This window comes from Lentzea xerophila, from assembly GCF_051094245.1.
Taxonomy (GTDB): Bacteria; Actinomycetota; Actinomycetes; order Mycobacteriales; family Pseudonocardiaceae; genus Lentzea; species Lentzea xerophila.
In genome coordinates, this window is the sequence record NZ_CP194934.1 from 8,377,758 (window position 1) to 8,390,370 (window position 12,613).

General features: G+C 67.2%; 8 protein-coding genes, 2 tRNA genes and 1 pseudogene. 1 reads left to right on the top strand and 10 read right to left on the bottom strand.

What is annotated here, in order from left to right:
• The first annotated feature begins 16 nt into the window (after positions 1-16).
• Positions 17-412: a DoxX family protein gene (locus ACRSBM_RS40260; RefSeq protein WP_434451960.1), complete on the top strand. Its 396-nt coding sequence runs from the start codon at positions 17-19 to the stop codon at positions 410-412.
• A gap of 227 nt (positions 413-639) precedes the next feature.
• Here the strand turns inward: ACRSBM_RS40260 and ACRSBM_RS40265 are convergent.
• The 10 genes and pseudogenes from ACRSBM_RS40265 to dnaN form a co-directional block, all read right to left on the bottom strand.
• A tRNA-Ala gene (locus tag ACRSBM_RS40265) sits at positions 640-712 on the bottom strand.
• Positions 713-746: 34 nt separating this feature from the next.
• Positions 747-866: pseudogene (locus ACRSBM_RS40270) on the bottom strand (DLW-39 family protein); the annotation flags it as partial.
• A gap of 185 nt (positions 867-1,051) precedes the next feature.
• A tRNA-Ile gene (locus ACRSBM_RS40275) sits at positions 1,052-1,125 on the bottom strand.
• A gap of 73 nt (positions 1,126-1,198) precedes the next feature.
• Entirely contained in the window at positions 1,199-2,137 is a 939-nt protein-coding gene (locus ACRSBM_RS40280; protein ID WP_434451961.1) for a DUF3566 domain-containing protein, read from the bottom strand.
• A 34-nt stretch (positions 2,138-2,171) separates the two neighbouring features.
• Positions 2,172-5,978 (bottom strand): intein-containing DNA gyrase subunit A, encoded by a 3,807-nt coding sequence (gene gyrA, locus ACRSBM_RS40285; protein ID WP_434451962.1) that lies wholly within the window; start codon positions 5,976-5,978, stop codon positions 2,172-2,174.
• Positions 5,979-6,033: 55 nt separating this feature from the next.
• Positions 6,034-8,004 carry a DNA topoisomerase (ATP-hydrolyzing) subunit B gene (gene gyrB / locus ACRSBM_RS40290; RefSeq protein ID WP_434451963.1) on the bottom strand — a complete coding sequence of 657 codons (1,971 nt, stop codon included), beginning with the start codon at positions 8,002-8,004 and terminating at the stop codon, positions 6,034-6,036.
• A 227-nt stretch (positions 8,005-8,231) separates the two neighbouring features.
• Positions 8,232-8,729: a DciA family protein gene (locus ACRSBM_RS40295; protein WP_434451964.1), complete on the bottom strand. Its 498-nt coding sequence runs from the start codon at positions 8,727-8,729 to the stop codon at positions 8,232-8,234.
• Positions 8,730-8,883: 154 nt separating this feature from the next.
• Entirely contained in the window at positions 8,884-9,990 is a 1,107-nt protein-coding gene (recF, locus tag ACRSBM_RS40300) for a DNA replication/repair protein RecF (RefSeq protein WP_434451965.1), read from the bottom strand.
• 3 nt (positions 9,991-9,993) lie between these two features.
• Complete coding sequence (gene gnd / locus ACRSBM_RS40305) at positions 9,994-10,908, bottom strand: phosphogluconate dehydrogenase (NAD(+)-dependent, decarboxylating) (RefSeq protein ID WP_434451966.1); 915 nt, start codon at positions 10,906-10,908, stop codon at positions 9,994-9,996.
• A 41-nt stretch (positions 10,909-10,949) separates the two neighbouring features.
• Positions 10,950-12,074, bottom strand: coding sequence for a DNA polymerase III subunit beta (gene dnaN, locus ACRSBM_RS40310; protein WP_434451967.1), 1,125 nt, complete (start codon positions 12,072-12,074; stop codon positions 10,950-10,952).
• Positions 12,075-12,613 lie beyond the last annotated feature (539 nt).

Consider the following 12,613-nt stretch of genomic DNA (forward strand, 5'->3'; position numbering starts at 1 on the left):
CGGAAGGACGTTGACCATGGAGTTCCTGGAGCAACGACGAGAGCACGCCCTGGCGCTGTTCCGCATCATCATCGGACTGTTCTTCGTGTTCCACGGCGTGCAGAAGGTCTCGAAGGGAACCGAGCTGCTGTCCTGGCCGGGCGGCCCCATGAGCGTCATCGAACTGGTGGGCGGCGGCCTCATCCTGATCGGCCTGTGGACACGCTGGGCCGCGCTGATCAGTTCCGGCGCCATGGCCTACGCCTACTTCGTGGTGCACCAGCCGAAGGCCCTGCTGCCGATCGAGAACGGCGGCGAGCTGGCGGCCATCTACTCCTGGGCCTTCCTGCTCCTGGTCTTCACCGGCGCCGGTGCCTGGAGCATCGACCACCTCCGCACCAAGACGACAAAAAAGTCCCTAGCCAGCGCCTAACACAGGCCAGCAATACCTGAAGCCCTGTTCGCACCGCAGCGAACAGGGCTTCAGCGAAAGTGGACGCGGATGCGGGCGAGGATCGAGCCTGCCGAAGCCGAAGACGAGGCGGCCGGGGGGTCCGGGGGCTTGCCCCCGGCTGGGTCTGGGGGCTCGGCCCCCAGAAAACACTTCGGGCCGAGGAGGTCTGCGCTTTCTGCAGACACTCCTCGGCCCGAGGAACGATATGGAGACGAGGGGAATCGAACCCCTAACCCCCGCCTTGCAAAGGCGGTGCTCTGCCAATTGAGCTACGTCCCCGGAGATCCGGGGCGGCAAGCCGCCCGCGAGATCAGTCGGTGGGAGCGGTGGCCTCGCGCCACAGGTCCGCGTCGGCCTTGGCCGAACGGTTGCGCTTCACGAAGAACAGGACCGCACCGGCGACCACAACGAGTGCGATGATCTTCTTAGCCACTTCGAATCCCTCCCAAGACTGCTGGCGCACGACCCCACTACGCTACAGGATTCCGAGCGATCATGATGGGGGTCCGGGGGCTTACCCCCGGCAGGGGGTCTGGGGGGCTTGGCCCCCAGAGAATAAGACGATGATTCGGGATGAGGTCGACGCTTTCCGTCGACACATAAAGCCACCGAATCGAGTGGGCCTAGGAGGACTTGAACCTCCGACCTCTTCATTATCAGTGAAGCGCTCTAACCGCCTGAGCTATAGGCCCTCGATCAACTGTCGCCCCTCGGGGCGACGAGGAGAACCTTACAGGATCGTCCTCGCCGCTCCCAAATCGGGGGTCACTCTCGCTCGGAGAGCGTCAACTCCAAGCCACCGGCCAGATCCGCGGACACGTTGTAGACGAATGCGCCGACGGTCGCGAGAGCGGTGAACAGCACGATGTTCACCGCGCCGATGATCGCCGAGACGCCGAACACGCGGCCCGCGCTGATCAGCGGTTCGCCCGGCTCGTTGGCCTGGAGGAGGTCGTTCGCGGTGCTGTTGATCTTGTCCCAGACGCCCATGCCGTGCAGCACGCCGTAGAGCACGCCGACCGCCACGAGCCAGACGAAGAACAACGCGACGCCCAGCACCAGGGCGAGCTTGAGCACCGACCACGGGTCGACGCGCTTCACCTGGAGCGAGGCGCGGCGCGGGCCGCGGCCGGGGCGCCGGGCCGACGGGGTGGACGCGGCGGGCCGGGTTCCCCCGTTGCCGAGATTCACCGACGTACGGCTGCTGCCGAGACCCACCGGCACGGCCGAGCCCGGGATCATGGGCTTCTGCACCTTGACGGTGTCCGGGTCGGTCGACGGGAACGCCGGCGCCGGCTCGGAGGACGGCACGGGCGGTGCACCCGGAGCCACGTGCGTCTCGACCGCGTCGTGCTGTGCGGCTTCCGTGTCGTTCGTCACCCGCTGCCAGGGCGGCGGCGTCGAGACGACGACCGGCTCGTCGGAGGCGGGTGAAACCGGAGCCACCACGGTCGGAGCCGGAGCCGGCGTGTCGATCGAGACGGTCTTGTCCTCGGCCGGTGCCGGAGCAGCGGCCTCGGCCGCCTTCTCCGCCGCGACGGGCTTGGTCTTGTCCTGCGCGGTTCCACCCGAGGAACCGGAGGCCGCCGGCGCGGCCGAGTCCGCCTGCTCCGCGGGCTTCTGCGCGGAATTCTGGGGAGTCGGCTTGGTTATCACCGCGGTCTTGTCCGCGTCCCGACCTTCGCGGTTCTCGGGTGGAGTCACGAGCTTGTCCTTGACCTCTCGCTAACGATTCCGGCTACTCGGCCGAGTCGGTGGGGGTGACTGCCTGGTCGGCGGCAGAATCCTCCGCGACAGACGTCTCACCGTTAGTGACGTCGACGGGCTCATCCGCGTTGCGTGCGACGGCGATCAAAGTGGTGCTCTCGCCGAGGTTCATCAGCCGCACCCCCTTCGTCTGCCGTCCAGCCTTGCGCACCTGCTCGGCACGGGTCCTGATGACCCCGCCGCTCGAGGTGATGGCGTAGAGCTCGTCGTCGACGTCGACGATGAGCGCTCCGACCAGCCTGCCACGTCGGCGGTCGTGCTGAATGGTCAGCACACCCTTGCCACCCCGACCCTGGACCGGGTAGTCCTCGATCGGCGTTCGCTTCGAGTACCCCCCGTCCGTCGCAACCAAAACGAACAGACCCTCTTGGACGACACCGACCGAGAGCAGTTCGTCGTCGGCGTTGAACCGCATGCCCTGCACGCCTGACGTGGCACGACCCATGGGGCGCAGCACGTCGTCCGTCGCGTGGAAGCGGATCGACTGGCCGTCGGCGGACACCATGAGCAGGTCGTCGTCGGCAGCGCAGAGCACCGCTCCGACCAGCTCGTCGTCCTCGCGGAGGTTGATGCCGATAAGTCCACCCGATCGGTTGGAATCGAAGTCGGAAAGCTTCGACTTCTTCACCAGACCCTTCCGGGTGGCGAGCACCAGGTACGGCGACACGTCGTAGTTCTTGATCTGGATGACCTGCGCGATCTCCTCGTCCGGCTGGAACGCGAGGAGGTTCGCGACGTGCTGGCCGCGGGCGTTGCGGTTCGCCTCAGGCAGCTCGTACGCCTTCGTGCGATACACACGGCCCTTGTTCGTGAAGAACAGGATCCAGTCGTGCGTCGAGCACACGAAGAAGTGCGCGACGATGTCGTCCTGCTTGAGCTGTGCGCCCTGGACGCCCTTGCCGCCGCGCTTCTGCGCCCGGTAGAGGTCGGTCTTGGTGCGCTTCGCGTAGCCGGTGCGGGTGATCGTGACGACCACGTCCTCGACCGCGATCAGGTCCTCCATGGACACGTCGCCGTCGAACGGGATGATCTTCGTCCGGCGGTCGTCGCCGAACTTGTCCACGATCGCCGTGAGCTCGTCGCGCACGATCTGGCGCTGCCGCTCCGGCTTCTCGAGGATGTCCTTGAGGTCGGCGATCTCGACCTCGATCTCGGCCAGCTGGTCGATGATCTTCTGGCGCTCCAGGGCGGCCAGGCGGCGGAGCTGCATCTCCAGGATCGCGTTGGCCTGGATCTCGTCGACGTCGAGGAGCTCCATCAGACCGGTGCGCGCGATGTCCGGCGTCTCGGACCGGCGGATCAACGCGATGACGGCGTCGAGCTGGTCGAGCGCCTTCACCAGACCGCGCCAGATGTGCGCGCGCTCTTCGGCCTTGCGCAGGCGGTACCTCGTCCTGCGCTGGATGACGTCGATCTGGTGCTTCATGTAGTGGCGGATCATCTGGTCGATCCGCAGCGTGCGCGGCACGCCGTCGACCAGCGCCAGCATGTTCACACCGAACGAGTACTGCAGCTGGGTGTGCTTGTAGAGGTTGTTCAGCACGACCTTCGCCACGGCGTCGCGCTTGAGCGTGACGACGATGCGCATGCCGATGCGGCGGTTCGACTCGTCGGCGATGTTGGCGATGCCGGTGAGCTTGCCGTCGCGCACGAGCGCGGCGATGTTCTCGACGAGGTTGTCCGGGTTGACCTGGTACGGCAGCTCGGTGACGACCAGGATCGTGCGGCCCTTGGCGTCCTCGTCCACCTCGACGACGGCGCGCATGCGGACCGAGCCGCGGCCGGTGCGGTACGCGTCCTCGATGCCGGACGTGCCGAGGATCTGGCCGTACGTCGGGAAGTCCGGTCCCTTGATCCGGGCGATCACGGCCTCGAGGGTCTCCTCGTCGGAGGCCTCGTGGTTGTCCAGCGCCCACACCACCGCCTCCGCGACCTCGCGCAGGTTGTGCGGCGGGATGTTGGTCGCCATGCCGACCGCGATGCCGGAGCTGCCGTTGATCAGCAGGTTCGGGATGCGCGACGGGAGGACGACCGGCTCCTGGATGCGGCCGTCGTAGTTGTCGCGGAAGTCGACGGTCTCTTCCTCGATGTCGGCCAGCATGTGCATGGCCAACGGGGAGAGCCGGCATTCTGTGTTGTGGCTGACGAACCCGTCCGTGATGAACGCGTGGTCGTCCGTGTCGACCCGGATGCTGAACACCGGCTGCACACCCGCGTCAGTCACGGAGGCGACCTCGGCGTAGTAGAACCGGCCGTCCACCAACGGCTCGACCACGTCGAGCACCTCGCGGTTCGTGATCCGCTCGGCGATCTCGTCGCGGCTGTTCTCCCACCGCTCGATCCGGTCGACGTTGTGGCGCCGCAACCAGTCCTGCTCGGTCCGGCGGCTCGCACCGTTCGCCCGGACGTACTCGCCGACGAACGGCACGTGGTCGCTGCTCATCGCCCGGCTCTCGACCGGGATGGCGTCGAGGATCGCCGCCAGCTTGTCCTGCTTGGCGCCGAGAAAACCGACTCGCGCCGAGAACAGCCGCGCGTCGCGGCGGTTGGTGATGACGACCTTGATCTCGCCGCTGTCGTAGTTCACCTGAGTGCTGACGACACCGAACTCCAGCAGCAACTGCTGGACCTCACGCGCGAGCTGAGCGCTGCGCGTCGAGTACGAGATCTGCACGGTGTTGCGCGGCAACGCCGACGCCGAACCATCGCCGGTGAACAACGAGCTGAGGAACGCGCGCTTGACCGTGTGGCCGCTCTGCCAGATGAACTCCGGCACGCGCTTGGCCGCACTGCGCTGACCGATGACCTCGGCGAGCGGGCTCTGCCGCAGCGCCGTCAGATCCTGGACATCCAGCTCGTGCAGCAACGAACCCGACTGGATGACACGGGAGGCGACATAGCGACGGCCACCCACGACGAGGTCGTAGGAGTTCAGCACGAAGTCGAAGTACGACTTGTCGGTGTTGTTAAAGCCCGCGCGAGTCTCTGACGCGAAGCCTTCGCTCACGAATCCACCGGCGAGGATGCCCGCGGCGTACTCCTTGACGACCGTCGTCGTGCCGAGTTCCTGCTGTGTCCGCTGCATGACCACGCGGTCCCCGGGCTGGATCTCCTCCAGCAGCTTCCACAGCAGGGTCGGCACGCCGAGCACGTTGACCAGGCAGAGCACCGGGTGGTTGTGCGTGCCGGTGAGCTCGAAGCCGTTCTTGGTGCGCAGCTTCAACGTCGGGTGCTCGCCCGAGTGGAACAGCATGTCGGCCCGCACCGGGTCGCCGTTGCGGTCTAGCACCTTGAGATCGATCGGGTTGTCGCTGTTCGGCTGGGCGCCCGGCACAATGTCGCCGATCCGAACGGTGCCACCGTCAGCCAGCTTGATACGTGTTTGCGAAGGCAAACAATAACGCATCGCGGCAGCCGGATCGTTGCCCGGCGAGCCGAAGTTGCCCTGGCCGTCGATCAACGGGTAGCGCAGCGCCCACGGCTGGGCGAGACGCACCAGGGCGTCGTAGATCGCCGAGTCACCGTGCGGGTGGTAGTTGCCCATCACGTCGCCGACGACGCGCGCGCACTTGTTGAAGCCGCGGTCGGGACGGAAGCCTGAGTCGAACATCGAGTACAGAACGCGGACGTGCACGGGCTTGAGCCCGTCGCGCACGTCTGGCAGCGCGCGTCCGACGATGACGGACATCGCGTAGTTGATGTACGAGTTCTGCATCTCCTGCTGGATCTCGACCGGCTCGATGCGGTCGTGCTCCGGCGGCAGAGTCGTCTCGGTCACTGTTCTCTTTCCTTCTCGCCAGAAACGCCAGGGTGCCTAGGTGCCAAGACCGGACTCAGATGTCCAGGAACTTGATGCTCTTGGCGTTGCGGGTGATGAACGAACGGCGTGCCTCGACGTCCTCGCCCATGAGCACGCTGAACAGCTCGTCGGCGGTGGCCGCGTCGTCCATGGTGACCTGCCGCAGGATCCGGTTCGCCGGGTCCATCGTGGTCTCCCACAGCTCCTCGGCGTTCATCTCGCCGAGACCCTTGTACCGCTGGATGTTGTCTTCCTTGCCGAGCCGCTTGCCGGCCGCGAGACCGTCCTTGATCATGGCGTCGCGCTCGCGGTCGGAGTAGCAGTACTCCGGCTCGGCGCGCTGCCACTTGATCTTGTAGAGCGGCGGCTGCGCGAGGTACACGTGGTTGTGCTCGATGAGCGGCTGCATGAAGCGGAACAGCAGCGTGAGCAGCAGCGTGCGGATGTGCTGGCCGTCGACGTCGGCGTCGGCCATCAGCACGATCTTGTGGTAGCGCAGCTTCGACAGGTCGAACTCGTCGTGGATGCCGGTGCCGAGCGCCGTGATCAGCGACTGGACCTCGGTGTTCTTCAGGACGCGGTCGATGCGGGCCTTCTCGACGTTGATGATCTTGCCGCGGATCGGCAGGATCGCCTGGTACATCGAGTCCCGCCCTTCCTTGGCTGATCCGCCGGCGGAGTCGCCCTCGACGATGTAGAGCTCGCAGCGCTCCGGCTCGGTCGAGCGGCAGTCCTTCAGCTTGCCGGGCAGGCCGCCGATGTCGAGCGCGCCCTTGCGGCGCACCAGCTCGCGGGCCTTGCGCGCGGCGATGCGGGCCTGGGCCGACGAGACCGCCTTGGTGACGATCGTCTTCGCCTCGTTGGGGTGGCGCTCGAACCAGTCGGCCAGGTGCTCGTTCGTCGACTTCTGCACGAACGACTTGGCCTCGCTGTTGCCCAGCTTGGTCTTCGTCTGGCCCTCGAACTGGGGCTCCTTGAGCTTCACCGAGATGATCGCGGCGAGACCCTCGCGGATGTCGTCGCCGGTGAGGTTCGCGTCCTTCTCCTTGAGGACCTTCTTCTCGCGCGCGTACTCGTTGACGACTCGCGTCAGCGCGGCGCGGAAGCCTTCCTCGTGGGTGCCGCCCTCGTGGGTGTTGATCGTGTTCGCGAACGTGTAGACCGACGCCGTGTAGCCCGTGTTCCACTGCATCGCGACCTCGACCTGCAGGTCGTCGCCCTGCGCCTCGAAGCCGATGACCTTCTGGTGCACCGCGTCACGCGTGTGGTTGATGTGGCGGACGAAGTCCTCCAGACCACCTGGGTAGTGGTAGACGCGCTCCTTCACCGCGGCCTTGTGGCCCTCGGCGTCGGCTTCCTCGTCCTCGGCCGAGACCCGCTCGTCGCGCAGGACGATGGTGATCCCCTTGTTGAGGAACGCCATCTCCTGCAGGCGGCGCGCGATCGTCTCGACGTTGTACTCGGTGGTCTCGAAGATCTCCGGGTCCGCCCAGAAGGTGACGGTCGTGCCCGTCTCGCTGGTCGGCTCGCCCTGGCGCAGCGCGTGCGCGGGCTTCGAGTTCTCGTAGCGCTGGGTCCAGACGTAGCCCTGGTGCTTGATCTCCAGGTCGACGGCGGTGGACAGCGCGTTCACCACCGAGATGCCGACACCGTGCAGGCCGCCGGACACCGCGTAGGAGTCGCTGTCGAACTTGCCGCCCGCGTGCAGCTTGGTCATCACGACCTCGACGGTGGGCACGCCTTCGACCGGGTGCATGCCGGTCGGGATGCCGCGGCCGTCGTCGATCACCCGGACGCCGCCGTTGGCCAGCAGGGTGACGTCGACCGTCGTCGCGTAGCCGGCCATCGCCTCGTCGACCGAGTTGTCCACGACCTCCTGGACCAGGTGGTGCAGACCGCGCTCGCCGGTCGAGCCGATGTACATGCCCGGCCTCTTGCGCACCGCCTCGAGGCCTTCGAGGACGGTGATCGAGGACGCGCCGTACTCATTCTTCTTAGCTGACACGGGCTGGAGTCTCCTCGCTGATGCGGGCAGGACCCGCACGGTGATGGGTGACGCTCCTCGTGATTCTACCGGGGCACCCTGACAGAACGGGGCCAAGGACACCTTTGATTCGGTCACAGAGCGCCTCAAGCGGCGCGAGACGGGTCAGGACGGCCGAAAAGGGGGTTCAAATCCGCTGGTGAACGCTCATTGCGCCACAGAACGGCCGCTGAGCCCTTGACAGGACCTCACCCGTAGGTGTCACGCGGACCGCGGCCCGGGACGTGTCTGGGGCCGTGTCGCCAGTTCGGAGCGTCCGGGCCCTTGATCTTGAGCCGTTTCACGACGCCGTTGCCGACGCCGGCGGCGATCCGCTTGATCAGGTCGCGCTGTAGCAGGCGCAGCTGGGTGGCCCACGCCGTCGACGACGCCTGGACCGTCAGTTCCCCGTCACTGAGCGCGATCGGTTTCGCGTGCTCGGCGACGTCCTCTCCCACCAATTTTGCCCAACGGCCGAAGACCTGGCCACCCTGCAGCTGCTCGACCCAGCCCCGGTCGGCGGCGAGCCTGGACGCGATCCGCCCGAGCGGCTGGGGGTCGCGGTCGTCGGGGCCGGGACCCGACCAGCGGCGTCGGCGGCGGTTGACCGGACGGCCCTTCGACTTGCTGCCCGGCACCCGTCCACGGGCCTTCGCGCTCGCCTTCGCGGCCTCCAGGGCAGCTCGCGCGAGGTCAGAACCCTTCAACGACTCACCCTCAGGTGTGAATGAACCTGTGGACAAGTCCGGATTTGTGACGGAGTTATCCACACCATCCACAGACTTGTCCCCAGATGTGTGGGCGGACACACCCGATCGAGCTACATGTGGGGGGTTCGCACCCCGAGAGTCAGCCTCCGAGTCAGACACGCCGCACCTCCCCGCCATCCACCTCGAACCGGGCACCGGTCAGCTCGTCCGGGACGTCCTCCGCCACCGCCGCGGTGATCAACACCTGTTCGGCGGCGGCCGCGACCTTGGCCAGCTGCTGCCGGCGTCCCCGGTCGAGCTCCGCGAACACATCGTCCAGGACGAGCACCGGTTCGATGCCGTCGACACGCATCAGTTCGTAGCCACCGAGCCGCAGTGCGAGCGCGAACGACCATGACTCTCCGTGACTGGCGTAACCCTTCGCGGGGAGTTCGCCGAGGGTCAGGTCGAGGTCGTCGCGGTGCGGGCCGACCAGGCACACGCCACGTTCGATCTCCTGCGGGCGCACCCGGTCGAGCTCGGCCAGCAGCAGGTCCTCGATGCTCTCCCGGTCCTCCGGCAGGTCGCCGACGCTCGACCGGTACGAGATGAGCGCCGGACGTGACTCCGGAGCGACCTCCGCGTACGCCGACGTCACGTGGTCCGCCATGTCCCGGACCAGCTTCAACCGCGCGGCCAGCAGCTCCGCGCCGTGCTTGGCGAGGTGCCCGTCCCACACGTCGAGCGTCGACAGGTCCGCCGACCGGGAATGCTTCACCGTCTTCAACAACGCGCTGCGCTGCTTGAGGACACGGTCGTAGTCGCTGCGGACGCCCGCGAACCGCGGCGCGCGCAACACCAGCATCTCGTCGAGGAACCTCCGCCGGTCACTCGGATCGCCCCTCACGAGAGAGAGGTCCTCCGGTGCGAACAACACGGTGCGCAGGATCCCGAGCACATCGCGCGGACGCGGCACCGGACCGCGGTTGATCCGCGCCCGGTTCGACTTGCCCGCCGTGATCTCGAGTTCCACGAGCAGTTCGCGGTCGTCGTTGACCACGGCCGTCCGCACCACGGCGCGCTGTGCACCGTGCCGGATCAGCGGCGCGTCGCTGGAGACCCGGTGCGACCCCAGCGTCGCCACGTACCCGATCGCCTCGACCAGGTTCGTCTTGCCCTGGCCGTTGCGGCCCACGAGCACCGACGCACCGGGGTCGAGCTCCAGGTCGGCGAGCTTCCAGGACCGGAAGTCGCTGACCTGGAGGTGTCTGACGTGCACTCGCTAGCCCTGGGTACTGCCGCCGCCGGACGACGGTCCGGCGAGATGCACCGAGTGACCGCCGAACTGGTTGCGCAGCGCGGCGACGGCACGCATCGCCGGCGAGTCCTCCTGGCGCGACTGGAACCGGGCGAAGAGCGCGGCGGAGATGACGGGGAGCGGCACCGCGTTGCTGATGCCCTCCTCGACGGTCCACCGGCCCTCGCCGGAGTCCTCGACGTAACCACGCAGGTCGTCGAGCTCCGGGTCGGACTCCAGGGCACGGACCAGCAGGTCGAGCAGCCACGACCGGACGACGGTGCCGCGCTGCCAGGCCGAGATCACCGCGGGCACGTTGTCGACGACGTCGGTCTTGTCGAGCAGCTCGAAGCCCTCGGCGTACGCCTGCATCAGGCCGTACTCGATGCCGTTGTGCACCATCTTCGAGTAGTGGCCGGCGCCGACCTTGCCCGCGTGCGCGAAGCCTTCCTCGCGCGGACCCTCCGGGCGCAGCGCGTCGAAGATCGGCATCGCCTGCTCGACGTGCTTCGCGTCGCCGCCGACCATCAGCGCGTAGCCGTTCTCGAGGCCCCACACACCGCCGGAGACACCGCAGTCGAGGTAGCCGATCTCCTTCTGCGCCAACAGGTCCGCGTGGATGCGGTCGTCGGTGAACTTGGAGTTGCCGCCGTCGATGACGAGGTCGCCCGGCGCCAGCAGGTCGGACAGCTCCTTCACCGTGTCACGGGTGATGTCGCCGGCGGGCACCATCACCCACACCACGCGCGGTGCTTCGAGCTTGGACACCATGTCCGCCAACGACTCCGAGTCGCTGACCTCCGGGTTGCGGTCGTAGCCGACCACCTCGTGGCCGGCGCGACGCACCCGCTCGCGCATGTTGAAACCCATCTTGCCGAGGCCGACGAGTCCGAGCTGCACGGTGTTCTCCCCTAAACGTTTCTCGTTACCCGCTAAGAGTTTTAGCCGGGCAGGCGAACGGGCATCAGGAGGTACAGGTAGCCCGGCGCCACGTTCCCATCCTCGTCCACCGGCTTGAGCAACGCCGGTCGGCTGGGTGTGGTGAAGGACAAGTGGACCTTCTGGGTGCGGACCGCGCCGAGACCGTCGAGGAGGTAACCGGGGTTGAACGCGATGGTGACCGCGTCGCCGGTGTACTCGACGGGGAGCTCTTCCTCGGCCGAACCCTCGTCGTCGCCACCGGCGGACAGCCGCAGGCCGCCGTCGACGAACTCGAGGCGCACCTGCGTGCCGCGCTCGGCGACGAGCGACACGCGCTTGATCGCCTGCTGCAGCGCGTCGATGTCGATGATCGCCGCGGCCGAGTGCTCGGACGGCAGCAGCTGGCGGTACTTCGGGAAGTCGGCGTCGAGCAGGCGGGTGGTGGTCCGCTTGCCGGAACCGGAGAGGCCGAGCAGACCGTCGTTCGCCGCGAGCGACATCTCGACCTTGCCGCCGGACGAGCCGAGCGTCTTGGCCGCGTCGCCGAGCGTGCGGGCCGGGACGAGGACCGCCACGTCGCCGAGCTTCGCGTCCGGCTCCCACTCGAACTCGCGCATCGCGAGCCGGAACCGGTCGGTGGCGACGAGCGTCAGCTTGCCCTCACCGATCTCGACGCGGACGCCGGTCAGCATCGGGAGCGTGTCGTCCTTGCCGGCCGCGACGGCGACCTGGCTGACCGCCTCGCCGAAGACCTCGCCGGGAAGCTCACCGATCAACTGCGGCATCGACGGAAGAGCCGGGTAGTCCTCGACCGGCATCGTCGGGAGGCTGAACCTGGCGCTGCCACAGCTGATCATCATGCGGGCGCCGTCGACCGCGATCTCGACGGGGTGGTTCGGCAGCGCCTTGGTGATGTCGGCGAGCAGACGCCCGGAGACCAGTGCGCGGCCGCCGTCGGCGATCGTCGCGGGGACGCCGACCTGAGCGGAGACCTCGTAGTCGAACCCGGAGACCGTCAGCGAGTCGTCCGACTCCGCGTCGAGCAGCACGCCGCCCAGCACGGGAACCGGCGGACGGGACGGAAGGCTGCGAGCGACCCAGGCGACAGCGTCGGCCAGGCCGTCGCGTTCGACGCGGATCTTCATGAGGCGTCCTTTCCTCGACAGTCGACAAGCCCAACCACGACAACGTGCCAGTGGGGGTCAGGGAGCCTCGACCCTCGGCATCCCGAGGTGCGGAGCAACCACGTTAGAGCGTCCTGGCCCTTCTCGTCACTTCGGGGTTCGGGCACCGATCCCCGGGAGCTGTCCACGCTGTTTTGCTTTTGAAGTTCTTCCTTGAAGAGATCCAACAGCAGTAACAGTAAGGGCTGTGGATTGTGTGGACTGGTGTTGAACGCGCAGGTCAAGGTGTCACCCACCATGTGGACTAAGGGGGGACAGCACCCGGGGACAGATCGGGCCACCCGGGGACAACCAGTTGTGCACAGGTCTCGATCCACAGATCGTCCACAGTTGTCCCCGGGTGCGTCCCCGGGTGCGGGGCAGTTGTACCCGGGTGTTCAACAGGCTTCCGTGGCCAGATCGTGGCCTGGGTCTCATGTTTTTCCAGTTGTCCCCACCCCTTCGAGTGCCTGGGGCGAACAGAAAGCCTTCCCCGCGCGGCCGGGCGGGCCTCGTCTACC

Bases quoted from the DNA above. Each gene is read 5' to 3' on its own strand.
- ACRSBM_RS40260 (WP_434451960.1), top strand. From the start codon at position 17: ATGGAGTTCCTGGAGCAACGACGAGAGCACGCCCTGGCGCTGTTCCGC.
- dnaN (WP_434451967.1), bottom strand. From the start codon at position 12,074: ATGAAGATCCGCGTCGAACGCGACGGCCTGGCCGACGCTGTCGCCTGG.